The sequence below is a fragment of the Clostridium sp. NkU-1 genome (assembly GCA_001312405.1).
In genome coordinates, this window is the sequence record BBDR01000005.1 from 199260 (window position 1) to 223990 (window position 24731).

Annotated in this window: 27 protein-coding genes, 2 tRNA genes and 6 pseudogenes; 7 read left to right on the top strand and 28 right to left on the bottom strand. The window is 42.5% G+C overall.

The window, feature by feature from the left end:
* Positions 1–294 precede the first annotated feature (294 nt).
* The 6 genes from JCM10519_RS10555 to JCM10519_RS28740 all read right to left on the bottom strand — a co-directional run bounded on the left by JCM10519_RS10555 (position 295) and on the right by JCM10519_RS28740 (position 6415).
* Entirely contained in the window at positions 295–2874 is a 2580-nt protein-coding gene (locus JCM10519_RS10555) for an AAA domain-containing protein (protein WP_054739066.1), read from the bottom strand.
* Between the two features lie 136 nt (positions 2875–3010).
* Complete coding sequence (locus tag JCM10519_RS10560) at positions 3011–3334, bottom strand: hypothetical protein (RefSeq protein ID WP_054739068.1); 324 nt, start codon at positions 3332–3334, stop codon at positions 3011–3013.
* Positions 3335–3492: 158 nt separating this feature from the next.
* Positions 3493–4200 carry a hypothetical protein gene (locus JCM10519_RS10565; protein ID WP_054739070.1) on the bottom strand — a complete coding sequence of 236 codons (708 nt, stop codon included), beginning with the start codon at positions 4198–4200 and terminating at the stop codon, positions 3493–3495.
* 16 nt (positions 4201–4216) lie between these two features.
* Complete coding sequence (locus JCM10519_RS10570) at positions 4217–4660, bottom strand: hypothetical protein (RefSeq protein ID WP_054739071.1); 444 nt, start codon at positions 4658–4660, stop codon at positions 4217–4219.
* Positions 4661–4933: 273 nt separating this feature from the next.
* Positions 4934–5890 (bottom strand): 23S rRNA (uracil(1939)-C(5))-methyltransferase RlmD, encoded by a 957-nt coding sequence (rlmD, locus tag JCM10519_RS28735; protein WP_347843809.1) that lies wholly within the window; start codon positions 5888–5890, stop codon positions 4934–4936.
* A gap of 81 nt (positions 5891–5971) precedes the next feature.
* Positions 5972–6415, bottom strand: a complete 444-nt coding sequence (locus tag JCM10519_RS28740) for a hypothetical protein (protein ID WP_347843810.1) — start codon at positions 6413–6415, stop codon at positions 5972–5974.
* 385 nt (positions 6416–6800) lie between these two features.
* Between JCM10519_RS28740 and JCM10519_RS10580 the strand changes: the two are divergent.
* Positions 6801–7383: pseudogene (locus JCM10519_RS10580) on the top strand (prolyl-tRNA synthetase associated domain-containing protein).
* A 206-nt stretch (positions 7384–7589) separates the two neighbouring features.
* Here JCM10519_RS10580 and JCM10519_RS10585 read toward each other — a convergent pair.
* The 3 genes from JCM10519_RS10585 to JCM10519_RS10595 are packed head-to-tail and all read right to left on the bottom strand — an operon-like array spanning position 7590 to position 8606.
* The gene (locus JCM10519_RS10585) at positions 7590–7907 is read right to left on the bottom strand and encodes a diguanylate cyclase (protein ID WP_054739073.1); all 318 of its coding nucleotides are present in this window, start codon (positions 7905–7907) and stop codon (positions 7590–7592) included.
* Positions 7895–8380, bottom strand: a complete 486-nt coding sequence (locus tag JCM10519_RS10590) for a diguanylate cyclase (RefSeq protein ID WP_054739075.1) — start codon at positions 8378–8380, stop codon at positions 7895–7897. The genes JCM10519_RS10585 and JCM10519_RS10590 overlap by 13 nt, the downstream gene beginning before the upstream one ends.
* Positions 8349–8606 (bottom strand): hypothetical protein, encoded by a 258-nt coding sequence (locus JCM10519_RS10595; protein WP_347843811.1) that lies wholly within the window; start codon positions 8604–8606, stop codon positions 8349–8351. The genes JCM10519_RS10590 and JCM10519_RS10595 overlap by 32 nt, the downstream gene beginning before the upstream one ends.
* Positions 8607–8780: 174 nt before the next feature.
* Between JCM10519_RS10595 and JCM10519_RS28745 the strand changes: the two are divergent.
* Positions 8781–8976: pseudogene (locus tag JCM10519_RS28745) on the top strand (helix-turn-helix transcriptional regulator); the annotation flags it as partial.
* 171 nt (positions 8977–9147) lie between these two features.
* Here the strand turns inward: JCM10519_RS28745 and JCM10519_RS10605 are convergent.
* From JCM10519_RS10605 to JCM10519_RS10615, 6 genes and pseudogenes are all read right to left on the bottom strand, one after another.
* Positions 9148–10934: pseudogene (locus tag JCM10519_RS10605) on the bottom strand (aminopeptidase P family protein).
* Positions 10931–11542, bottom strand: coding sequence for an FAD-dependent oxidoreductase (locus JCM10519_RS28750; RefSeq protein ID WP_347843812.1), 612 nt, complete (start codon positions 11540–11542; stop codon positions 10931–10933). The pseudogene JCM10519_RS10605 and the gene JCM10519_RS28750 overlap by 4 nt, the downstream one beginning before the upstream one ends.
* Positions 11527–11889 carry an FAD-dependent oxidoreductase gene (locus tag JCM10519_RS28755; protein ID WP_347843813.1) on the bottom strand — a complete coding sequence of 121 codons (363 nt, stop codon included), beginning with the start codon at positions 11887–11889 and terminating at the stop codon, positions 11527–11529. The genes JCM10519_RS28750 and JCM10519_RS28755 overlap by 16 nt, the downstream gene beginning before the upstream one ends.
* Complete coding sequence (locus JCM10519_RS28760) at positions 11883–12362, bottom strand: FAD-dependent oxidoreductase (RefSeq protein ID WP_347843814.1); 480 nt, start codon at positions 12360–12362, stop codon at positions 11883–11885. Before JCM10519_RS28760 ends, JCM10519_RS28755 begins: the two co-directional genes overlap by 7 nt.
* 93 nt (positions 12363–12455) lie before the next feature.
* On the bottom strand, positions 12456–12587 hold the full coding sequence (locus tag JCM10519_RS28765; RefSeq protein WP_347843852.1) for an HAD hydrolase family protein: 132 nt from the start codon (positions 12585–12587) through the stop codon (positions 12456–12458).
* A complete protein-coding gene (locus JCM10519_RS10615; RefSeq protein ID WP_347843815.1) occupies positions 12584–13153 on the bottom strand; it encodes an HAD hydrolase family protein in 570 nt (189 codons plus the stop codon). Before JCM10519_RS10615 ends, JCM10519_RS28765 begins: the two co-directional genes overlap by 4 nt.
* Before the next feature lie 129 nt (positions 13154–13282).
* Here JCM10519_RS10615 and JCM10519_RS10620 point away from each other — a divergent pair.
* From JCM10519_RS10620 to JCM10519_RS10640, 5 genes are all read left to right on the top strand, one after another.
* Positions 13283–13356 (top strand) — tRNA-Pro (locus JCM10519_RS10620).
* 142 nt (positions 13357–13498) lie between these two features.
* Complete coding sequence (locus JCM10519_RS10625) at positions 13499–14137, top strand: CatA-like O-acetyltransferase (protein ID WP_054739079.1); 639 nt, start codon at positions 13499–13501, stop codon at positions 14135–14137.
* A 67-nt stretch (positions 14138–14204) separates the two neighbouring features.
* Positions 14205–14277, top strand: a tRNA-Val gene (locus tag JCM10519_RS10630).
* A gap of 657 nt (positions 14278–14934) precedes the next feature.
* Complete coding sequence (locus JCM10519_RS28770; protein ID WP_347843853.1) at positions 14935–15123, top strand: methyltransferase; 189 nt, start codon at positions 14935–14937, stop codon at positions 15121–15123.
* A 216-nt stretch (positions 15124–15339) separates the two neighbouring features.
* Positions 15340–15552, top strand: a complete 213-nt coding sequence (locus JCM10519_RS10640; RefSeq protein WP_347843816.1) for a GNAT family N-acetyltransferase — start codon at positions 15340–15342, stop codon at positions 15550–15552.
* Between the two features lie 1118 nt (positions 15553–16670).
* Here JCM10519_RS10640 and JCM10519_RS28775 read toward each other — a convergent pair.
* The 13 genes and pseudogenes from JCM10519_RS28775 to nrdD (JCM10519_RS28810) form a co-directional block, all read right to left on the bottom strand.
* Complete coding sequence (locus tag JCM10519_RS28775; protein ID WP_347843817.1) at positions 16671–16823, bottom strand: hypothetical protein; 153 nt, start codon at positions 16821–16823, stop codon at positions 16671–16673.
* A 432-nt stretch (positions 16824–17255) separates the two neighbouring features.
* The gene (locus JCM10519_RS10655; RefSeq protein WP_054739084.1) at positions 17256–17657 is read right to left on the bottom strand and encodes a hypothetical protein; all 402 of its coding nucleotides are present in this window, start codon (positions 17655–17657) and stop codon (positions 17256–17258) included.
* Positions 17658–17756: 99 nt separating this feature from the next.
* Positions 17757–18638: pseudogene (locus JCM10519_RS10660) on the bottom strand (ROK family protein).
* 16 nt (positions 18639–18654) lie between these two features.
* On the bottom strand, positions 18655–18966 hold the full coding sequence (locus JCM10519_RS28780; RefSeq protein WP_347843818.1) for a hypothetical protein: 312 nt from the start codon (positions 18964–18966) through the stop codon (positions 18655–18657).
* Entirely contained in the window at positions 18942–19136 is a 195-nt protein-coding gene (locus JCM10519_RS28785) for a hypothetical protein (RefSeq protein ID WP_347843819.1), read from the bottom strand. The genes JCM10519_RS28780 and JCM10519_RS28785 overlap by 25 nt, the downstream gene beginning before the upstream one ends.
* Before the next feature lie 24 nt (positions 19137–19160).
* Positions 19161–19586, bottom strand: a complete 426-nt coding sequence (locus tag JCM10519_RS28790) for a type I phosphomannose isomerase catalytic subunit (protein WP_347843820.1) — start codon at positions 19584–19586, stop codon at positions 19161–19163.
* 208 nt (positions 19587–19794) lie between these two features.
* Positions 19795–20073, bottom strand: coding sequence for a hypothetical protein (locus JCM10519_RS28795; protein ID WP_347843821.1), 279 nt, complete (start codon positions 20071–20073; stop codon positions 19795–19797).
* Positions 20070–20588 carry a hypothetical protein gene (locus JCM10519_RS10670; protein ID WP_347843822.1) on the bottom strand — a complete coding sequence of 173 codons (519 nt, stop codon included), beginning with the start codon at positions 20586–20588 and terminating at the stop codon, positions 20070–20072. The genes JCM10519_RS28795 and JCM10519_RS10670 overlap by 4 nt, the downstream gene beginning before the upstream one ends.
* A 61-nt stretch (positions 20589–20649) precedes the next feature.
* Complete coding sequence (locus JCM10519_RS10675) at positions 20650–21294, bottom strand: GntR family transcriptional regulator (RefSeq protein ID WP_347843823.1); 645 nt, start codon at positions 21292–21294, stop codon at positions 20650–20652.
* A 140-nt stretch (positions 21295–21434) separates the two neighbouring features.
* On the bottom strand, positions 21435–22238 hold the full coding sequence (locus tag JCM10519_RS10680; RefSeq protein ID WP_054739086.1) for a gluconate 5-dehydrogenase: 804 nt from the start codon (positions 22236–22238) through the stop codon (positions 21435–21437).
* A gap of 366 nt (positions 22239–22604) precedes the next feature.
* A pseudogene (gene nrdD / locus JCM10519_RS28800) lies at positions 22605–23945 on the bottom strand (anaerobic ribonucleoside-triphosphate reductase).
* The gene (nrdD, locus tag JCM10519_RS28805; protein ID WP_347843854.1) at positions 23833–24150 is read right to left on the bottom strand and encodes an anaerobic ribonucleoside-triphosphate reductase; all 318 of its coding nucleotides are present in this window, start codon (positions 24148–24150) and stop codon (positions 23833–23835) included. Before nrdD (JCM10519_RS28805) ends, nrdD (JCM10519_RS28800) begins: the two are co-directional and overlap by 113 nt.
* Positions 24147–24680: pseudogene (gene nrdD, locus JCM10519_RS28810) on the bottom strand (anaerobic ribonucleoside-triphosphate reductase); the annotation flags it as partial. The pseudogene nrdD (JCM10519_RS28810) and the gene nrdD (JCM10519_RS28805), both read right to left, overlap by 4 nt.
* Positions 24681–24731 lie beyond the last annotated feature (51 nt).

Below are 24731 nucleotides of genomic sequence, written 5' to 3' on the forward strand. Positions count from 1 at the left end.
ACATGCTTCTTACTTTCATCATAGGCAGATTACGTTTACACTATGGCAAAAACTCACATCAAAATCCACCTTTTTATAGCCCCTCTACCTTTTTAGAGAGAAAAGAAATAAGTCTCAACATTCAAGATCTGTTTTTACAGAAATTTCTTCATACACTCCAATTGAAAGTTGTAATTTTACCTCCAATTACTTTATTTATTTTACTTATAAAAAGTATGATCCTATAAACATTTCCCAACAGTAGTTTTTAAAAATTCATTACATTTAAAAAGAATAAAAATCAATTTTTCTACCTTATCCCATCCAAAAAAATCCCGAATGACAACAAGTATTTCTTAAATCCTTGAATTCAGATAGATTATTGTAATATATATCCCACCACTCTTTATCGCATAGCTCATCATTATACATTACCTGTCTCTGAGCTAACTGCTCTCGATTACTTTCTTCCTTTAAAACCTGTGTGAAAGTTCCCACCATCGCCTTTTCAGGACGCACCTGAGACAAACTGGTTCTATTAACATTTAGGTTCGGAAAAAGTTGCTGAAAACCGAGCAGAAGGCAATCTTTTAGTTGCAGTTCCATTGTTTTACACAACAAGATTCCACTGCAGGAGTAATCCATATCATTAATCTCATATCGTTCTTTGAACAATGCGAAAAGAGAATAGAGTTTCAATCCCCATATCAGACTCTGCTTTATCTTCGGCTCAATATGCTGCAGATAAATTGACGAAAGTCCCCATTTACACAATTCTTCCTCGGACAAATGATTCTGGTCAGCCCATATGTCTGAAATTGCCTTCAAAAAGGTATTGACCATAACTTCGCCAATTTCATCTTCCACCTGAAAAGACTCACTTGATGGTACCTGCTTCAACAATGATTCTATTTGAGTTTGGTTCGCCTCCGACTCTGGATTCTTAGCAATTTCATGTAATGCACGGATAGCATAGCTGTCCATGATGCATTTTACTTGCTGCATCACATGAGAATGTTGCCAAACAGTATAATCTCCAATGATATACAAGCGGTACTTGGCTCTGGTGACCGCAACATTTATAATGTTTGTATTCACCCACCGAACTGCTGGAAGAGCATTTTTATCACAACCAAGCAAAAAGATTACCTCATCGGCCTCCTTGCCCTGAAAAGTGTGAACCGTACCAATATGGGTTCCCGCCCAATCCTGAATACGCTTATTATCACGGCATGCAGGTAAATTATTTAATTCTTTTCTGAAACCATCTTTTACCGTGGTAAAGGGAGTAATCACATACAAACTCGGTATACCATCAGTCTTTGAAAATGCTTGTAAAACTAGTTCTATTGCCTTTTGCCCTTGCAGCCCCACATAGTGATCTTTACCCCTGCTACTGTTTTCAGTACCGCACACGTTAATCCATCGGGAACTTTCCAGACAAAAGCGCGCTTCCATTTCCGGTTTTGGCTTCTGTGTTTGCTGCTTCATGGTGTTATTATACGAAATAGCATTTGATATTTCATACATAGGGCTAATACATCTTCGGTGTACTACCAGAGGACATCCGACCCATGTTTTATCATCACCCGATGGTTCTGTGTAATATGTACCAATAGGATTGATACGGTCTGCAAATTCCTGAATAGAATGTTTTTTTGACTGATACATACAATTTTCATCGTTGCGAATGATTTTTTTAATTGTATCCATCTCTGCAGTAACAACCGGCTCCACCTGTTTCGGATCACCCACAACAATAGCACGCTGGCAGCGGTACAACGCCCCCAATGCCATTTGTGGCTGTGCCTGGCCTGCTTCATCAATAATTAACAGACCAAGCTCCCCTCGTTGCTTAATATCCGAAAGCATGCTTCCCACAGAGGCAAAGGTCGTGGAAAGAACTGGCGTTAATAATAAGATGGTATTCAACAATGCGCTAAAACAGTTTTCCCGGTCTCTCAAAGAAAAGGTTGGCAACTTGCCTTCGTTGTCTTCAATCAAGCGCCACATCAGAGCAAGATTTTTGATATTAAAGAAACAGGATTTGGAAGACAAGATAAAGTTCTTATGTACCTGCAGAGCAAGGTAAAATAGTTTTTCTCTCTCTCGATTATATTCAACGGTAAACCAGGGGTTCAGCACCTGTGCTTTAGTGTTCTCCTCTTCTGATTTACTATCATACATCTCCCAAAACACTTCATCCAAAACAGTCATCTGATGTAAAATATCTTCCGTCTTTTTGGCAGATCGTAAAAAGCTCTGATACTCTGCACATGCTCTCTCAATCGCATTCTTTATATCATTTATCGATTGATACATTTGCTTTTCCCGGTTTTTAACTATCTCAGCTTGCTCGATAACTTCTTTATGTTCTTTATCAAACTGCTGTACTTGTAAGGATAGTTCATCACAACGTTTTTCTTGCTCTTGCATTTGACCTAGAATTTGGTGTAACCAATCACTATGTTCCTTGTACAGATTTTCCATGGGTGAAAGTTTTGCATACTTTTCATCAATAGTTTTAGTAAGCATGTTGACTTTTCCAATTAGTTCAAAAAGCCAGTCTTTTATGCCCCGCTTACTTTCAAGCTCCATGATTTCCTTTCGAATTTCTTGAATTTCACTCTCTAAACCACGTACAAGAATTGTTTGATGTTCTTTTTGTATCTCTAAGGAATCGACCTCTTGAATCGCCCCCTGTCTCAAATCTATAACTTCTTGTTGTCGTTGTTCCAACTCCACAGTCTTCTCTTGAAGCTGTTTAATATACTGCTGATTTTTAGCAATTGTTTCCAATAAATGAATACATTGCTGTTCAAGTTCATTTTTTTTCTCCTGAAACTGCTTTCTTGCATAACTAACAGTCCTAATACACCGTTGTATTTCTTCCACGATGGCAAGTTGCTCCTTGAACTGCCGTACAGTTTCGATATACTGCCCTTTGCGCTCTGCAATTTTATCTTTTGTACCAAAATCCTGGATATATGGAAGTAAAACTTTTTGAGCATAGTGAGTTATATTGCTTGCCTTACCAAAAGGTGCAGATATAATTCCCCATCGACTCCGCTCTGTTTTTTTCCTTTAAATCCAACATATCATTAGCATATTTAGAAAAATAAATGTCAGGATATGATTCAAAGCAATATTGGTTTTGCTCATCATTCCAGATTTTATGCTCTTCTGTATGAATGACTTCCTTTATATCAAACAGCCGCCGCACCTCGTCCAGCCCTTTTACAACAGCGGGTTTATCTTTCCCATCAAACAGCAGGCCCTTACACAGAGCCGTTCCGTCCGGCAGCTCTTTTGTAATATTTTCAACTGCTGCATTATTGCAAGAAGCAACTAACATTCCATATCTTTTGATCTCGTTATTTTTTTAATTCATAATATACATTATGATAATTGCTATATCCATTTTTGGATTTATCACCATCCTGAAAGCGTTTTTCTACAAATGCCATATCAGGGTCATCATACTCTATCAGAAGCCGGGCCCTATCCACAAGATTACCAGCGATAATTTCCTTTAAAAGTGTAGTCTTCCCTGTACCGGGAGGTCCGTTGACAGAAAAAAATTGTTCCACCTATTTCCTCTGGATGCATACCAAAATTAATAGCTAGCTGCTGCATAAATGCCGGCATATATTTAGAAGGCCATTTACCAATTGGTGCCATAGAAATATCAAAATACCGGTTGAAAAAGTCTTGTCTTCCAGCCTCGTTATTTCCCTCCCAGCCTTTACGAATATCTACTCGTTTAGAGAAGTCTATCCATTTAGTTTCCGGAAATTCTTCTGCATATGCACCTACAATATAATCAATAAATGCCTTTTGTTCAGTATCTTTACCATGGCGGGGGCGACGTAAAATATTACTATTGAGAATCATCTGCAAATCATTCGTAAAAAAGCTGTTACTTAAATCACTAAAATAAAGCGAATCACAATCTCTGGTCTTGTCCTCTTCTGTTTGGTATCTCTTATATATCATAACACCTTCCGATATCACCGAATTATCACTCCCGAAAAGTGAGATGATATATTTACTTACAGCGGAGCGAAACAGTTGTTGCAATAATTCAAAAGAAAGTTCTTTTCCACTACGCTTTCCATCCGCGTCACTGTACATCAGTTGTTCTTCCATTAAAGACATATCTATGCTGTAATCTTTCAATGAAAGCAACTCCGCCAAGTCTTCATTGCTTGTCTCACCCATATGATATTGTAAGCGCTCAATTCCCCAAATCAGCGGTGAAATACTGAGACTTTTTTTCAATATAAATACCCTGAGAGTCACATTTAAGTCCAATCAAACAAATTTTACTATGGTCCTCCTCAATTGTATCATCTTTCAAACTAAACTTTTGCTTAAGATATTTATCACAGTCTCCCCGGCGCACCTTTCCCATGCAGATATCTATTTCATCCGATATTTCCCTAAGGTTCGAATAAATTTGAGCATCCTCCTCAAAAGCCATAGTTGGACTTTTCTCTCCTGGGGAAAAAGAATGATATACCGTGATTTTCTTATACCAATTTATTTTCCCCTCTACTACCCTTTTGTTACTTTCTCGATTTTCTTTACTTTCCACGGGGAAATTAATCTGATCAAGAAATTCAATCAAATACCAATACTTTAAAATTTTAGCCGCAAAATCATATTTATCAATACCCATAGTATCCCCTTTTGTAAAAGTATATATTTTTTATAATGAAAATTCAAAAAACAGACTCCCAGAACATTCTGCAAAAATTCCGGGAGCCAATACTTCTTCAATATATCTATGCATTTGCTTTGATAACATCTGTTTAAGATGTAAATCTTTATCGGCATAAGCAGAAATTCAAACCACAATTCCCAAGTAATATCAATCCTTTAAAATTAGTTTATAGTAATTACCTCTTCTTTTATTTTACCATATAGTGGATATAATATATATTACAAATTGTTATTTTACTCGACATATTTCGACGCAAACCTCACAATGCTCCGTTGCCGGAAACAAATCCACCCCCCATCCCATCTTCGCCTCATACCCTTTCTTTCTAAAATACTCCAAATCCCTTGCCAACGTCTCTGGCCCGCAAGACACATAAACAACCCTTTCCGGTTTCACTTTCGCCACAGAATCAATAAATTCCTCCGTGCTTCCACTCCTCGGAGGATCCATAAACACCACATCCACCTGCTCTCCGTTTTCCGCCATATTCACCATAAACTTCCCTGCATCATTGCAGAAGAATCTGGCATTCTTAATTCCGTTGATTTTGGCATTTTCCACTGCATCCCGTACTGCATCCCGATTTAACTCCACGCCAATAACTTCCTTAGCGTATTTGCTGGCAACAATCCCTATGGTACCTATCCCGCAATAAGCATCAATCACCCGCTCCTTACCTGTAAGCCCGGCGGCTTCAATTGCTTTATTGTAAAGAATCTCCGTTTGCACCGGATTTACCTGATAAAAAGATTTGGAAGAAATACGGAAACGGCAGCCACACAGGATGTCCTCAATATATCCTTTCCCATACAGCACGTGTTCCTTATCTCCCAGCACCATACTTGTCCCCCTGCCATTTACATTCTGTATGATTGTAGTTATCTCCGGATGCTTTTCCCTCAGTGCTTTTACAAAGTTATTTTTAGAAGGAAAAATTGGCGAGGCGGTTACCAGGACAACCATAATCTCTCCCGTGGCAAATCCCCTCCGTATCAATACATGGCGCAATAATCCATATCCTGTATCCTCATCATAAGTGCGTATCTTAAAAGACTTCAACATGCCTCTAATTGTCCTGATAATCTCATCCGCCTTCTGATCCTCGATCATACAGTTTTCCACCGGAACAACTCTATGGGAGTTAGCCTCATAAACGCCTGAAATTGGATTGCCTTTTTTTGTCATGGTCAAATACTGCATGAACCTTATTACGATAATGATAAGGATTCTCCATTCCAATAATCGGTGCAACACTGCAATATGGCTTCAACAATTTTTCCAGATACTTCTGCTTCTGTTCCAGCTGTTTTTCATAAGGCATGTCCAAAAGCTGGCAGCCTCCGCAATTACGGGATACTGGACATTTTGAAGAGGAATTTCTTTCTCCCCTGCTTGCCTTATTAAGCATATTTCCACTCTGCCCGTTCCTGCTGCCGGTCTTGCTGGTATTCCTGCTGCCAGTCTTACTGCCAATGCTGCTGTCGTTTCTATCACCATTCCGACTACCAATGCTGCTATCGTTCCTGTTCCCATTCCTACTACCAATGCTGCTATCGTTCCTGTTCCCATTCCTACTACCAATGCTACTATCGTTCCTGTTCCCATTCCTACTACCAATGCTGCTATCGTTCCTGTTTCCATTCCTACTACCAATGCTGCTGCCGTTCTTACTGCCATTCCTATTATCGCTTTTACTGCTGTTCCTGCCACCTTCCTTTCCCTTTTTTCCCTCCACTTTCGCGTTATCACTGTCTTTTACCATTCTATCTTTTCTGAATCTCTCTTTTTCAACCGGTTATCTATCATATCTGCAATCTATCCTTCCTACATTTAGTCTCTTCCTATTATTAGTCTCTTTCAAATCTTTAATCTCTTTCTATTCCTATCCCTTTACATAATAAAACCCCGGCCACCCCATAAAACACTTTCATTCCTACCTTTCCGCCGGGTTTTTTACTTTATTTTTTCTCCACAGCTATTATAATACATCTCTATCTCCAAGACCACTAAAATCCTTCCACATCTTAAAAATGCTTGTAATTTTTTTCCCCCTCAGATATAATAGATCATAAAAAGACAAAAGGAAGTGTAACAAATGATTCATACAAACGATACCTTTTACCTGGATAAAACCCTTTATGACGGGTGCCCCAATGATCTAACAGGGCGTCTTCCCAAGGAAATCCGCACCTATGAATTGCTGGATAAACTCAACATATCCTATCAGCGGGTGGATCACTCCCCGCTTCCCACCATAGAAGCCTGCCAGGAGGTTGATGCGCTGTTAAAAATAGAAATCTGCAAGAATCTGTTTCTCCGTAATGCCCAGAAAACCGATTTCTATCTCCTGCTGCTGCCAGGCGAAAAGAAATTCCGTACCGCTGCCCTTTCCAAGCAAATCGGCTCAGCCAGACTCTCTTTTGCTGAACCGGGAATTTATGATGGAATTTCTGGACATCACCCCTGGCTCGGTTTCGGTCCTGGGGCTTATGAACGATAAAAACCGCCGTGTCAGGCTATTGATCGATAAAGATGTACTGACCCACGAATTCTTTGCCTGCCACCCTTGTATCAATACCTCCAGCTTAAAATTTAAAACCGCGGACCTACTGGACAAGCTTCTCCCTGCAATCCAATGTGAATACACTCTGGTAGATTTACCCTCCGAACAGAAATGATCCCTGTTTATCCACAGGCATCTGCCAGATAGTAAAAATAAAAAAACTTAAAATTAAAAATCATAAAGACGAAAGGTTTTAAAGGTAAAAGGTCTTAAAGATAAATGGTCTTAAAAATAAAAGGTCTTAAAGATAAAAGATCTTAAAAATAAAAGGTCTTAAAGATAAAAGGTCTTAAAAATAAAAGGTCTTAAAAATATAAGGTCTTAAAAATAAAAAGTCTTAAAAATAAAAGGTTTTAAAAACAAAATATTAAAGAATAAAAAATGGGACAGGATACACACCTCCTGCCCCATTACATATTCCAATCTCCTATAATCCCCGGCCACAATCCACATCCCATCAACCATCACCAAAAAAGCAATCCGGTTCTTTCCGCCATGTTTTGCTTTATACATGGCCCGGTCTGCTTTGGAAAATAGCTTTTGATAATCCTCTCCCCGCTCTCCAGTGCTGGGAGCAATTCCAATGCTGACAGAAATATGCCATTTTTCTTCCGGTATGATCCTTTCTACCCTATCCAACAGATTATCCGCCTTTCCCGGGCATTTTCTTCGGTTGTAAAAACAACAAATTCGTCTCCGCCTGCCCTTCCCACCAGATCCGGTTCCGGATAAATATCACAGAGCATTCCGCCTACCTGCATTAAAATCCTATCACCGGCCAGATGGCCGAAGCAGTCATTGATTTCCTTGAAATTATCAATATCGATCATGCAGAGCCAGCCCGATCCGCCGCTCTTTAACTTCTCCTCTACCCGGTATTTAAAGGCCATTTTGTTGTATAAACCGGTAAGTCCGTCTTTAAGGGACTGGAGTAAAAGCTGCTCTTCCCTTGCCTTCAGCCCGGTAATATCCTGAAGCTTTCCAATAAGCTTGACAGGATCTTCTGTCCGGTCTTCCCATTGGGCGGTAAGCTTACAGCTGCACCAGTGATATGGTTCTCCCGTTTTCCCCAGGCAAAAATCAAAGGAACGGATCTCCTTCTTGGGGGGCATTGTCCCTATGCTTATGTAGAATCCGTTCAAAAGCCAGCAGATCTATCTGTCCTTTGGCGTTTGGTGACAGATAGAGCCTCCTATCTATATAAGAATATTCAAATAAAACCGTATCTTTAAAAAGATTTATGTTTCTGTACATTTGCTCCGTCTCACTAAAACGGAAGAACTCATGCTCGTTTACCGAATTCCACCTCTCGAACTGCCTTCCTGAATTTCCTGTCATGATCCTTCCCCCTGTACCTGCTGGAATCATTCATTCCGCTTCTTTTCCATTCGTATATGGTATATGATAACGCTTTTCATCCGTATATGCAACCAATTTTTAAGCCATTATTACGCATATAATACGTAGCATTTGCATACAATATCCTTTATGATTAACCTAGAGGTGATAATGTTGGATGAACAGTTTGTCAGGAATAGGATCACGGAGCTTCGTCTGAAAAAAGATATCTCCGAATATCAAATGAGCCTGGATCTGGGAAAAAACAAAAGCTATATCCAGGGAATTTCTTCAGGACGTTCCATGCCATCTATGAAACAATTTTTTTGAAATCTGCGATTATCTTGAAATTACTCCCATAGAATTTTTTTAAAACTGAAAAAAAAGAACAGCCTCTTCTAAGGGAAGCCGCTGCTTTGATGAAAGACTTGAGCAAAGAAGATTTGGAAGCAGTTTTCCCCATTTTACTGCGGCTCAAAGCAAATGCGGACATTCAAAAACAGACAGAACCGTGACTCACGGTTCTGCCTTGTTTTATCAGCTAAATAGCTCTTGTATTCTCTTTCAGCCATAATGCTTCCTCTCCTGTAAAATACGGGGAAAGGGCTTCATAAACGACTTTGTGATAATCATTTAACAGCTTTACGTCATTTTCCGTCATAATGGATTTATCAATGGCTTCCAGATCAATGGGAACCATGGTCAGGAATTCAAATTCCATAAATTGCCCATACTCATTCTTTTCAGCCTTCCTGCAAACAATCAGGTTCTCCGTACGGACGCCGTGGCTGCCCTCTATATATACTCCAGGCTCATCGGAAGTAATCATGCCTTCCTCCAGGATACCATTGTCCTGCGCTCCGGTACCATGCGCCACCGGATTCCATTGGGACGCTCATGGACATTTAGGAGATATCCTACTCCGTGGCCGGTCCCATGGTCAAAATTAATGCCGCGGCTCCAGAACGGCTCCCTTGCCACATAATCCAGGGTCAGTCCCCGGCATCCGTAAAGGAATTTCACTGCACCCAGCCGCAGCATGCTGATGACGGTAAGCGTAAAATGCTCTCTCTCTTTCTCTGTCAACGGCCCTACCGCAATGGTTCTGGTAACATCAGTTGTTCCTTCATAATACTGTCCGCCTGAATCCACCAGATAAAGTCCCTTAGGCTCTATATTCACATCACTTTCCGCTGTAGCCTTATAATGGCACATAGCTGCATTGGCGCCATAGGCGGAAATCGTGTCAAAACTCAGTCCCAGATTTCCCTCCTGCTGGGAGCGCAGATGATCCAGATACTCCTGAGCACTGACCTCTGTGATTGTTTCCTTTCCCACATTCTTCTTCAGCCAGTAGATGAATTTTACCATGGCCACTCCATCCTTTATATGGCCTTTTCTCATATTTTCCACTTCCACAGGATTTTTCATGGCCTTTGAAAGGGCGGTGGGATTCATTTTATCAACAATGCTGTTGGAGCTGTCAAGATTTTTTACAATGGCATAATTGATCTTACCCGTTTCTAAAAGAACCTTCTGGTTTCTTAACTGAAGAACTGCCGTGTAAATGTCATTGTAAGGGCATACCGTTACTGATAGGTTCTTTAAATAGGCTTTCACTTCATCCTTTAACACCTTTTCATTGATGAAGAGATAGAAACGATCCAGGGTTATCATTGCATAGGAAAGGACTACCGGATTGCATTCCACATCATTTCCCCGGATATTTAAAAGCCATGCAATGTCATCCAGAGAAGTAAGGATATGAACGGTTGCCTTTTCCTTCTTCATCTGGCTTCTCAATTCTTCTATTTTCTCTGCAGAAGATTTTCCGCTATACTTTTCATCAAGGATCCAGACCGGTTTTGCAGACAGCTGGGGACGTTCCTTCCACAGAACATCTACCAGGTCCTCCTGATAAGCCAGGGTCACATTTTTATCGGCCAGAAGTTTTTCCAGTTCCTGTCCTAACTGGCAATTTACCACCCGTCCGTCAAATCCCAGACAGCCGCCTTCCGGGAGGACCTGATCCAGATATTCCCCAATTTCAGGAACATCAGGCTGTCCCATTCTCTGCAGGGTAATTCCGGTTCCCTCAAGCTGCTTTCCCGCCTGCACGAAATAACGGCCGTCAGTCCACAGACCGGCTCCAGCCTTTGTAATCACTGCCGTACCAGCTGATCCGCTGAATCCGGTCATAAATTCCCTGCATTTAAAATATTCTCCCACATACTCGGATTCATGAAAATCTGAGGTTGGAATCATATAAGCATCCATATGGTGCTCTGCCATCAGTTTTCTTAATTGTTCCAGTCTTTCCTGAATCATCGCTTTATCTCTCCTTTGGTTTCAAAATAATTCTCTATGGCTGCCCCAATTCCTTCGCTGTAAGTAGGATGGGCCCGCATGGCAAGCATAAGCTGTTCTGCGGTCAGACCGTTTGCAATAGCCGTTGCCATCTCGCTGATCATATCGGTTGCCCTGGGACATACGATCTGGGCTCCTATAAGAGTACCGGAATATTCCTCAAATACCAGATGAATGAACCCATTCTGCTCCCTGGTTATAATGGATTTTCCATTTCCGCTCATGGAGTAGCGGCCACAGCTCACCTTCATGCTGCAAGCGCTGGCAGCCTCCCTTGTAAGACCTACGGAAGCGATTTCCGGTTCCGTATAAATGCAGCTGGGTACCACAGGCAGCTTGACGAACATGCCGTTGGGCACAACAGAAAGCCGGATGGTATGACCGACTCCTGCAATCTTTTCCACTACATAGGTCCCCTGTGCGGCCGCCACATGAGCAAGCTTGATATTAGCCGCCACGTCGCCGATGGCATAAATTCCCGGTTCACTGGTTCTGAATTCTGAATCCACCTTCAGATGGCCATTCTCCATCTCAAGATTCACATCCTGTCCCATCAGCCATGCAGGCAAGGAGCCCGTCCCGCTGCCATGAGGACCTGTCCGGAACGAATGGTTTGTTCCTCTCCATTTACATCAAAGATACATGTCAGCCCTTGATTGGGTTCCTCCCGGATTTCCTTAACTTTTGCCCTGCAATGGATCGCGATTCCTTTCCTTTTAAGCTCTTCTTCCAGGGCCTGGGAGACCTCAGAATCCATAGGCCCTAATAAATGGGCCTCGCTCTCCAGTATGGTCACATGGGAACAGAGGGCGCTGAAAATGGTGGCAAATTCCACCCCGATCACCCCTCCTCCAATGATCGTAAGACGGTCGTAATTCCACGTATCAGAAGCTAACAGGCGGTCACTGGTCAGCACCCCGGAAGGTCTGCCCCCGGAATCTTTAGGATCACCGGTTTTGCCCCGGTGGCAATGATGATGTGATCTGCCTCATAATAATCCTTGCCTTCCGGGCTGTTCACCTCTATGGTCCGCCCCCGGCGTATGGTAGCTGTCCCGCAAATAACGGTTATCCCGGCAGCCTTAACAAGCTCGTCCACCTCCTTGCGGTATGCCTTTACGGAACGTTTCTTATAATTCTGCATCTTTTTAAAATCAAAAGAAATAAAATCTGTGGATACCCCGAATTCATCGCTGTTTTGAAGAGATTCAAAGATACTGGAGGCATGAAGCAAAGCCTTTGTTGGAATACAGCCTTTGTTAATACAGGTTCCTCCCAGCTTGTCCTTCTCCACAATGGCGGTCTTAAGTCCCAGACCGGCTGCTTTTAAAGCCGCCGTATAACCGCCCGGCCCTCCGCCGATCACAAGAATATCATAATGTTCTGCCATTTCAGTCCCCCTACCGGATTAACCCAAAATGCAGGCAGGCATTTTTAATCCCCTCCTGATCAATCGGATCCGTAACGTAATCGGCTACTTTCTTTAGTTCAGCCATGCGTTGCCCATGGCAATGCCCTTGCCTGCCATTTTTATGATATCATAGTCATTCATGCTGTCTCCAAAAGCGATTGTTTCCGAAAGAGGTATCTTATAATATTCGCAGAGCCTTATCAGCCCATGGCTTTAGACGCTTTCCTTTCCACCACGTCCGCTCCCCGTTTGTCAGCAAACATATGCACATGAATTTCCGGGAACTCCTCTTCCATGGCCTTTGCTCCTGCTTCATCTCCAATATATGCCATGGTTCTCACTTCCAGATCCATAAGCATTCCTGGATCCTTAAATCTTCTTCCGCATTCTCCCCAGAGGTTTGCATCATGCCTTTCAACCACTTCCGGATGAACATAATAATCCCATTCCCCAACAGTAGTTCCGACGCTGTAAGGGGTTTTCTCCGTATAGGCCAGAATCTGTCTCAGCAGACCCTTATCAAAGGTATGCTCATAAATGATCTTATCTCCCACGGTTACTTTTGTTCCATTGAGATGGATGATCGCCTCCGGCCTTACCTCATCCCGGATGGCAGTACTGAAAAGAGAATCCATATCTCTGCCCGTTGCCAGAACAATGGTATAATTTTCTCTCAGCTTTTCTATGGTTTCCAAAGCGCTGGCAGGAATTGTCCAGTCTTTATGGTCCAGCAGTGTCATATCTACATCAAAGCTTACAATTGGCTTCATCTATATTCACCTATTTTTCTTCCTAAAATAATCGTCTCTTTATCATAATATATTAAATTTGAAAATTTTTCAAGAAATATACTTTACCAATTGGAAATTTTCTGCTATAATGTCATAGTGTCAAGGGAACGGAGTATGGCGTAGCTTGGTAGCGCGCTCGGCTGGGGGCCGAGAGGTCGCAGGTTCAAATCCTGTTACTCCGACTGACAATATACTTAAGAATGCCGGTTTGCCTTATTAATATAAGGTTCCCGGTATTTTTTTGTATCATAATTGCGCGTACTGCCCGCGCTTTTTCTAACGATTTATGTTATAATTGGTTTATGAAATCAGGAGGTGTTTCTTATGAGTTATCATTATCTTGACATGGAACATTATCTGCGTAAGGATCAGTTTGACCTTTTCCGTAATCTCGCTTATCCATATGTAGGTATGACCGCAAATTTGGACATTACAAGTTTCATGAGCTACATAAAAGAAAAAAAGCTGCCCTTTTATTTAACTTTCCTTTACGCGACAGCCCAAACAGCCAACTCTATCCCGGAATTTCGCCGCCGTATCCAAGGAGACGGGATCATCGAATATGATCATTGCATTCCTTCTTATACCCTGGCGTTAGAAAATGAAAATTATTGTTACTGCACTGCAGACGACCGGCTTCCCTTTGACGCCTTTTTAGAGGATGGGAAACAGCGGCAGGAAAAGGCCAGGCAGAGCCAGGTCCTATCAGACGGAAGAAACCAGAAACAGCTCTTTTTCTTTTCCAGCATTCCCTGGGTAAGCTACACTTCCATCATTCAGCCGGTTCCCATTCCTGCAGACAGCAATCCCCGTATTACCTGGGGAAAATATTTTAAATCAGAGGGAAACATAAGAATACCGGTATCGGTCCTGGTTAATCATGCCCTTATGGATGGATTCCATATTTCCAAGTTTTTTATGGAACTTCAAAGCAGGTGTGACAACATGGATTGGCTGCTGTAAATTCTTCAAATTTATGGAAGAATTTCGCTTGCCTTTTTTTTCAGATTTTCAGTTACAATGCTCTCATGGAGACATAGCTCAGCTGGGAGAGCATCTGCTTGACGTGTAGAGGGTCGCAGGTTCGAGTCCTGTTGTCTCCATCAGCTGATATAGGGTCGAAATTTGGAGCAGTTTGATTGGACTGCTTGGGATTTCGGCCCTATATCTATGTTAAAAACCTTGATATTATTTGGATTCCTGTTCAAAAGTAGTTGGGGTGTTTCCGATCCTATATAAGGACTGATAACCTTGTATACTGGGGATACCGTCTTTAAGTGCTATCCATCGTTTACATGTATTTTCTCCAAGCCTGCTTGAAAAAGACTTTTCTCAATAGACCGTTCATGGCATCTGTGATATAATTTTAGCAAAAAATTAGTATTTATATTGTTACGTAATAGTAAAAGGTATGGGGAGGAGCTTAAAATGAATGCATTTTTATTAATAGTACCTATCTTTCTCATAAGGTTCGGCTTGCTGAAAATGATTAATCAAGATGCCCTAAGCCGTGCCGCTTTCTTTGCCCCATTAGAGGATTGCGAAAAGGTTTTCTTCCTTTTTTTACCAGCTTTCAAACGCTTTTATGATCTTATATTCGTTTTTTTCTGAAAATCCAGACCAAACCTCCCTTGTTTTTTATCGCCTTATTCATCTACATCTTAGGTATCTCTGTTCTTATAATTGCTACTGTTAACTTTGCAAAACCTGGGCAAAGCGGAATAAATACAAACGGAATATATAAGATTTCCCGAAACCCTATGTATGTAGGATATTTCATATATTTCCTAGGCTGTGTATTGTTCACACATTCTATGTTGCTGCTTATATCACTGCTTGTTTTTCAAATATCTGCACACTGGATTATTCTTTCCGAAGAAAGATGGTGCGCCAACAAATTTGGGACAGAGTATATAAACTACATGAACAAGGTTAAGCGGTACATTTAGTATACTTCTTCCTCAGAACTACTCCTTAAGTATTCCCCCGCCCCACTCATCTGAATGTTATGAAAGGCTTCCAGAAACATTATTCATGAACTACACGGAACAATCAAATCTGCATTTAATTATTTTAAAAGAGACCCAAACATTTTTCATCACTCCTTGATGCCACATATAGTAAGTGATATAATGTCTTTATTACGAATACAGGAGGTAACGCTTATGGGCTTCACATATGGCTCAAACCAAATCGCTCTCTATCATTCCGATAATAACTTACTCGCCGAGGTCACTTTTCCAACAGTTGACCAGAATACCGTAAATATCAATCACACCTTTGTAGATGATTCTCTAAGAGGCCAGGGTGTGGCAGGACAGCTTATGGAAGCTGTAGCAAAACAGTTACGTTCTGAAAATAAAAAAAAGCTATTCTGACTTGCTCCTATGCTGTCAAATGGTTCGAAAAACATCCTGAATATAATGATTTGGTGAAATAGTCCTCCCGCGGCTATTTCACCTCCTCAAATCTTCCCTTTCATTCTACCCCTCACTGTCTTTTTCCAGTTGTTCTATCTTTTCATTCTCAAAAAATACCAGTGTACTTAATCCAATAACTGATGTAAGATATTTATAAATGCAAAAGGGGTACATATGATGCTAAATTCAAATAACAAGAACAGTGCATTCCATGACTATATGGCTTTGGCTGTCAGTCTGAGCCTAATATTCGGGGCTGTAATAAACAATTTGGGAATAGGATTCATAATGGGGATATCTTTAAGCTTTTTGTTAAGCAAAGGCTACTTTCAAAGACGTTAAATTTTACATACAACATAGATCAATACTTTTCTCCGCCCGCCTTTATTGACACATATGCCTCCAAAAACGGCCATCATTCAATAGGTAAATCTACAATAGATAAATCAACAATAGAAAAATCTGCAATTCAAAAATCTGCAATAGATAAAGCCCCACTCACATACCACTCTTCCACTTTGCAAAAAGCCAGGGCACGGTTTATAAAATTTTGATTTATCTCATCACATCTGTTGTCATATAGAACTGCTTTAATCCTCATAAGACTATCTTCAGTTGAACATCAAAAACCGGTCCATCTTTATTTTTTTATACCCATTACATTAAAAATCCCATGCAAATCAAGCACTAATACGTATAATTTCAAATAAATTTAAATAATTCCTTAATCCGCGTCACAAAGTCTATTTATTCCCGTTATTATATATGTAACATCATACGGGCGGAAGTTCTCCTTTGCTCTGCTTCCGCCCATCCCTTAATACACATGCTTTCAGCTTGTTCACATATTTTGTATAAATACATATATTATTATTACAGAACGGCTTATGGAAGCAGCGGCAGAAAGAAGCAATAACAACTCTCAGCCGCCGCCTTACCAATGACAGATAACTCATTTTGGTTATGTCTTCTTTTCTTCTGCTTCATATAAGAAGTCCTGTAAAACTGCCCGATCATAAATATGAAACCTCAAAGGGGTGGAGACCAAGGCATCTGGTTTCCACCCTTTTTAAGAATTAATCCGACCTTCTTTTTGTATTGGGACCCATGCCTTCCCGGCGGGAGTTATGAGTCTGATTCTGGTTTTCGGGCTTGCCTTTTTCTGACGTGCCATGAGACATTTCATTTTTATTTTTCTGGGAAAGCTTTTCCTGGCTGTTCTTCTCCATTTCCATCACCTCACCAATAGTATGTTCCGGGTACATAAGATTTATGTAAAAACAGCATTTACACGCATAATACGTTCCGCGGCTGTGCATCATAAAAATGAGGTGATGAACATGTCATATATAGCTCCCGCAGTCCAGGCCAAATTCGAGACGCTTTCCATCGACTTAAAAAAAATGAAATCCTGGAGCGAAACGTACAAATTAACACCATTTACGATTTAATCCGTGTTTTGGAGGAAATTGTGAACGAAGAAGGTAAATGATTTCTTTAAAAAAACAGTCACAAGCCGTGATTGGCCTTATGGCTGTTTTTTTAATGCAAAATCCAAATATCTTTCAATAGAAAAGAGGCCGGACCCATACGGTCCGACCTGGTCAAGCGGATATTCGCAATCCGCTTTGCTGTTTGATTCAGTTAAAATGCAAAAATAATTATCTCCAACATCCGTAAGAGGATTTGCACTGACGTCCACTGTTTGTGGTTGCACCCTTGGTTTTGGAGCAGGAGCTGTTGTTCTTACCGCTGGAACAGGTGCTGTTCTTGCTGCTTCCGCAGTTACTGCCGGAACAGGTAGCACCCTTTGTGCCGGTTGAACCGTTGCTGCAGGTGGAACCATTATTGGTGCAGGTCGTACCGTTGCTGCAGCTATTACCGTTACCGCAGCCAAGCTTGCTTAAAATGCTGTTGATATCCCCAGACTGTCCAAAGCAGTTTGAAATGGTATAGCAATTGCCTGATGACACCGGGCAGGTTGCTGCCTGAGCGGTCATTGGAACACCTGCTACAGTAAGTACGGTTGCTGCTGCTAAAACGAATACTGGTAATTTTCTCATGGTAATATCCTCCTTATTTGTTACATAATTATTACATTTCTGTTACAAAATGTATCATAACATACAGGAAATGGAATATCACTAGGAGAAAATTGGCAATTATCCTCTATTTTCCAGCTGGTATTCATTAACAGCCAATTTCAAGGCTCCCATGATGCCCTGATTATCATTTAAGCTGGGAAGAACGATGTAATGCTCTATATCCTCAAGTTCTTTTGTCCTGATATATCCTGCCAGCTGGCGCCTCACTTCTTCTCTTACCAAAGGCATCATGTGTTCCTGATGCATGACTCCTCCTCCAGAATAATTCGCTGGGGAGAAAGAACCATAATATAATCACAAGCGCCTGAGCAATGTAATAAGCCTCTAATTCCCACACTTCCTTTTGGTCTGCCAGCTCTGCACCCTTCTTTCCCCACCGGCTTCTATGGCAGGACCGGAGGCAAGGCCTTCCAGGCAGGTCTTGTGGTAAGGGCATTTTCCTTCATAGTTATCATCCGGATGCTTAGACAGCAGCAAGTGCCCTCCTTCCGGATGGAGCATTCCGTGAAGCAGCGTTCCATTGGTAATAATCCCCGCTCCAACGCCGGTGCCGATGGTAATATACATACTGTTTTCAAGGCCCTTTGTAATCCCCCAGGTGGCTTCTCCCAGAGCAGACCCGTTCACATCTGTATCAAATCCAACCGGAACCTTAAGGGCTTCTTTTAAGACTCCTACGATGTTATAGTTGGCCCAGGCAAGCTTTGGCGTGGTGGTAATATAACCATAGGTCTTTGAGCTTCTGTTTAAGTCAATAGGGCCGAAACAGCCGATTCCCAGGGCTTCTATTTCCTTATCCTTAAAATACCCGATCAGCTTTGGCATGGTGATTTCCGGTGTCTCTGTAGGTATGGAAACGCGGTCCAAAATTTCGCCGTTTTCATTGCCTATAGCACAAACCATCTTTGTTCCGCCTGCCTCTAATGCTCCAAGTCTCATATTTATTTGCCTCCTTTTACTCTGGGTTGGAACAGATGATAGAAATCTTTCCCTCAAATCTGCACTCTCCGCTTTTTGCCGGTACGATGAAATGCTGCCCTGCCTCCAGGGGAATCCCGTTTACCGAGCCTTTTCCGCTTATAACGCTTACATTGGTAAAATATTTTCCGGACTCCTTTGTAAAAACGCCGTCAATATCATATTTATCTACTGAGTAAAACTGGCAGGTCACTAAATGGGTGTGCACTGTACCTGGCACTTTCTCTGTTTCCGGATCAGTCTGTCCTTCCTTAAATGGCGCCCTTATATTGGCAATGCTCTGCTCCACATGAAGCTGCTTGGTTTTCCATTGGACAAACGGTCATAGTCATATACCCGGTACGTAATATCGCTGCTTTGCTGAGTCTCCAGTACCAGAGTACCTCCCTTGATGGCATGAACGCAGCCAGGATCGATCTGGAAAAAGTCTCCTTTTTTTGATTGGAACGGTCCTGACAAATTCCTTCCACCGGTGATCCCGTATCATGCTTCCATCTCTTCCCGGTCCTTAGCATGATGGCCGATTGCAATTTCAGTTCCAGGCTCACAGTCCAGAATATACCAGCACTCTGTCTTTCCCAGAGAACCATTTTCGTGAATTTTCGCATAGCTGTCGTCGGGATGGACCTGAATGCTTAAATCCTTCTTTGCATCAATGATCTTGATCAGAAGAGGGAACTTGTCTCCGGGATAATTCCCGAACAGCCCAGGCTCTTCTTTCCACAGGCTGCTAAGCCGTCTGCCGTCATATATTCCTCCCGCAACTTTACATTCCCCGTTCTCATGGGCGCTGATCGCCCAGCATTCTCCGGTTGTATCGCTTGGTATCTCATAGCCGAATACATCCCGGAGTCTGGTGCCTCCCCAGATGGCCTCCATAAACACAGGCTCCAGAAACAAAAGTTCCATCTGTCTTCCTCCTTATGTAGTGATTTATGACCACTGCCTATATTTTACCTGAATAAACGAAAAAGGAAAAGAGGTATTTCTACTTTTTCTCAGAAATGCCAGAATCAGAAATAAAGAATCATGGAGACAGCGATGGGGTTTCCCAGGAATGAAAAAAAGTGCCGGAATGTCCGTTATCCGGATCATTCTGACACTCTTCTTTTTATTCTCACTGGGAGTCTTTTCCGTATACCTCAATCTGGGTGAGGGCTGGGAATGGGGAAGGATCGTCTGCTTTTATCAGATCACTTATTTTCACCCATGTGATATTTTTTCTTTCCAGGGAAAACAGGTGAGGCTTCACGCTCTTTTCCATTTCCACTGCCTCTTCCGTTCCGTCGGAAAACGTAAGCTTTGCCTTTACCCACCAGTTATCATGAGGGAAATCTGCACGTGTATATAAAACAATTTTATCAAAATCTACAGGACGGCCAAAGTCCAGGGTCATTTCCGCATCATCCTGACGGTTGATTCCCCATGACTCATAGGGCCATGCTCCGTGGGATTCGTTGGCGAGAACGCCGTCAATGGCATTGCGTGCCGCAAACACCGCTTCCCCTCTGGTTTCCACGTTGCGAAAGCATGAGGGAAACAGCCCGTATCACCGTGCTGGTCCATAACATTCTTTGCCAGGTTCCTGTAAATGCCTGCTTCATGGTCAAAAGCTTCCCGTATGGTCAGATAATGACGCTCTCCTGTAAAGGCTTGCGGGTTATAGGAAATCTTTTTCTCTCCAAATGGTATGGTATAAACTACTTCCGTCTTTGTCAGATATACAAAGGATTCATCCATGCAGTCATCAACGCGCACTACATAATGAGCGCCTGGCTTGTCTGTTGTGAATACAATGGTATCTCCTTCTTCGTATTCTCCTTCAAACACGAGGATTGCCTGGTCCTCTCCCAATACGGAGGCCTTTACCCCGCCATTCTGGTTTCTTACAGCTATTGATACATTCGCCATGATCAGTCCTCCTGCTCTTCCTGCTCAAAATAGTCTTTATATTCTACTTCTATCTGATACTTCATTCTCTGCATGCTGTAACACAGATGTTCTCTGAGGGACCGCTCCAGACCTTCGATGTCTTTTTTTTCTCCAGCAGTTCAAAAAGCTCTGTGTGCTCCCTGATGATTCTGGTAAAATCCGTTTCAGTCACAAAGTCAAGCATACGGAACCTTGTATAATGTAACTGTTGGGCCTGTATCATATCCCAAAGCTTCTGTTTGCCGGTAGCCTGATACCAGATCGCATGCATCTGGGCATCCATACGGTAAAACTGCTCCGGTTCAAATCCTTTTTCCTGAATCAGAGCCTGCTGCTTGCGGATCAAATACCGGACTTCCTCCATCCAGAGAGGCGTCGCCATATTCATAAAATCCCGCATTACCATGGTTTCCACCGCAACACGCATGTATATCATCTGTTTAATTGTATCCAGGTTCAAAAGCGTTACCTGTGTGCCGGAATATGGCACCGAATTGACAAAGCCCTGTTCCTGAAGCCTTCTCACCGCTTCCCTGACAGGCGTCCGGGATACGCCAAACCGTTCACAGATTTCATTCTCGCTGATGATCTGCCCGGGCCTTAATTCCAGGTCCAGAATCTCCTGCTTTAACGTCTCAAACACCAATTCACCGCGGTTTTTATAGGTTTTGGTCTTTCCTTCCATTGAACCCTCTCCGTCTTCTATATTAGACCTGTTAAAAATATGCCATGACCTCCGCCCTGAAAGCAGACATCATGGTCATATTTTTAGCATCAGGGCCGGCTCATGAAAAAGGGCCGGACCTGAATCTTGAAATCTGACTGTTACTGCGGCTGTTTGCCAATGTAAGCTAAGATACCGCCGTCCACGTACAGAATATGTCCGTTGACAAAGTTGGAAGCGTCAGAGGAAAGGAATACAGCCGGACCTGAGAGATCCTCTGCTTCTCCCCAGCGTCCTGCCGGAGTCTTAGAGATAATAAACTGGTCAAATGGATGTCTGGAACCATCTGCCTGAGTCTCGCGCAGCGGTGCGGTCTGCGGGGTAGCGATGTAGCCAGGTCCAATGCCGTTGCACTGAATGTTGAATTCACCGTACTCAGATGCAATGTTCTTGGTCAGCATCTTAAGTCCGCCCTTTGCTGCCGCATATGCGGATACGGTCTCACGGCCAAGCTCAGACATCATGGAGCAGATGTTGATGATCTTTCCGTGGCCTTTTTTGATCATGGACGGAATAACTGACTTGGCAACAATAAATGGAGCATTCAAATCAACGTCAATTACCTGTCTGAACTGTTCAGCGGTCATATCGCACATAGGAATGCGCTTGATAATACCAGCATTGTTTACCAGGATGTCGATCACGCCGACCTCCTTCTCGATCTGAGCTACCATAGCGTTTACAGCATTTTCATCGGTAACGTCACATACGTAACCATGGGCTTTAATTCCCTCTTCCTTGTATGCATCAATTCCCTTATCTACTAATTCCTGCTTAATATCATTAAAAACAATGGTTGCGCCTGCTGCTGCAAGACCTTTTGCAATGGCAAAGCCAATGCCATAGGAAGCGCCTGTGACTAATGCAATTTTTCCATCAAGGGAAAACTGGTTTGCTAAATTCATGATTAATCTCTCCTTTGCTTATTTTTTGGGGTCAGTTATCTCATTATTTCCGTGTTTTGAAGTGTATCCAAACCATAAAATTTGTATACAAATCTAACACCTTGTATATATGCTAGCATATCCCTTCTCTTTTTTCAATGTACATATTTAACAAACAATAACACTTTTATTTATCTATAATTTTTCCAGGAATATTCCCTGTTTAAATATTCACCTGTTTTCTTAGCTGCCGGGGCATTCGCCCAAATAATAAGCAAGCATATTTGCCCGGACCATTGCTCACAGAAACCAAAAATCCCGGCTTTCTTAAAGAAAACCGGGATCTTGTCATGGATCCTGCTCACTATGTATATCCGGCTTCTGATTTCAGTCTTCCAAAATCATCATTTTCCGGTTTTTAAATTCCTGGATTTTTCCCTCATTCCAGTCATGTACGGGACGGTAATATCCGGCGATCCGGCTGTATACGTCTGTCTGCTTCCCGCATTTGGGGCAGATTTCCTCTCTTCCGGTAAGATACCCGCAGGTCTGGCAGATAGAATACACCGGTGTAAAGGTCATATATGGAATATCATAATTTTCCGCCATCTTCCTCAAAGAATCCCGGATTCTCTTCCAGTCCTTTGCCTCCGCTTCCATATAAACGGAAAATACGGTGCCTGCCGTATAAAGGGGCTGGACTGCATTCTGGTTTTCAAGGGCTTCTTTAAGTGTTCCTCCAAAATCAGAGGAAAGCTTGGTGCTGTTGGTATAATAAGGGATATCTCCCGCCTTTCCTCCTGTCTTAATCTCCGGAAATTCCTTCTTATCGATCATGGCCAGCCGGTAGGCCGCCGACTCCGCCGGAGTCGCTTCTAAGCAGTACAAATTCCCGTACTCCAGCTGATAACCAATCAATTTCTCCCTTAAATGCTTCAGCACATCCGCCGCAAAATCCCTTGTCCTTTGGGATTCCATTCCGGATTTTAGCCAGGAAGCATTAAGGCCCGCCTCATTCATTCCAATGACACCTATAGAAGAAAAATAGTTTTCCAGGTTTCCCAGATAACAGGCCGTATAAGGATAAAGCCCTTTCTTTAAAAGCCTGCCTATCACATCCTGTTTAATCTTCAAGGACCTGGCTGCAATATCCGCCGCCTGGTCCAGACGTTTGTAAAAATCTGATTCATCGGAAGATAAAAAAACCGATCCTGGAAAGATTTATGGTTACCACGCCAATGGACCCGGTATTTTCCCCATATCCGAAGAATCCTCCTGCCTTATTGCGCAGCTTTGTAAGATCCGGGCAACGCCGTGATAGGAAACCCTCACATCTCCCGGTACCTGGCTGCCCCTGATATAGTTGGAAAAATAAGGCGTTCCATAGTGGGAGGCAAGGGTAAACAAAAGACGGTTATTCTCTGTATCTGACCAGTCAAAATCCTCAGACACACCATATACGGGAATCGGATACTGAAATCCCATGCCGCCTGCATCTCCGGCCAGCATAGTCTCTAAAAACCCGCGGTTTATCATATCCATCTCGGTCTGGCAGTCCCCATAGGTAAAGTCCATTCGCTTGCCGCCTACAATGGCCTTTTCCTCTTTCATATCCTCAGGAACCGTTAAATCCAGGGAAATATGGGAAAATGGCGCCTGGGTTCCCCAGCGGCTTGGAGTATTCACTCCAAACACAAAAGCCTCCATGCATTTTTTTAACCTTGTCATAGGCAAGGCCATCAGCCCTGACAAAAGGCGCCAGGTATGTATCAAAGGATGAGAAGGACTGGGAAGCAGCCCATTCATTCTGCATGATTCCGAGAAAATTAACCATCTGATTGCACAGGGTAGCCAGATGCTTTGCAGGAGAGGCTGTAATTTTTCCCGTAATTCCTCCCAGCCCGTCAAGCAGAAGCTTTTTTTTAAAGACCACCCGCAGCTGTATCCTGTCAGCATAGAAAGGTCATGGATATGGATATCGCCCCTGTTATAAGCATCTGCGATCTCCTTATCGTAAATTTCGGAAAGCCAGTAGTTTTCCGTCACTGCTCCGGAATTGTTAAGGATCAGGCCGCCGACAGAATAGGTCACCGTGGAATTTTCCTTTACACGCCAGTCTTCTACCTTTACGTAATTATCCACCACATCCTTATAGTCAAGAGTGGTGGCTCCCAGACCCCTGATCTTTTCTCTCTGCTTCCGGTACAGGATATACGCCTTTGCCACATCCGTATATCCTGTCTCCTCCAGCACCTTTTCCACACTGTCCTGGATATCCTCCACGGGGACCCGGTCTTCCCTGACCTTATCGTTAAAATCAGAAGCCACCCGTAAGGCCAGCAATTCCACAATGCTGTCCGTATAATACTTTTCGGTTGCAGTAAATGCCTTTTTCATAGCTTCTTTGACCTTTGACAAATCAAAGTCCGCTTCCGCACCATCCCTTTTTATAACCTTTAACATGTTAGTCCTTCTCCTTCAAATCCTATTTGACCTGATAGATCATGATACGGT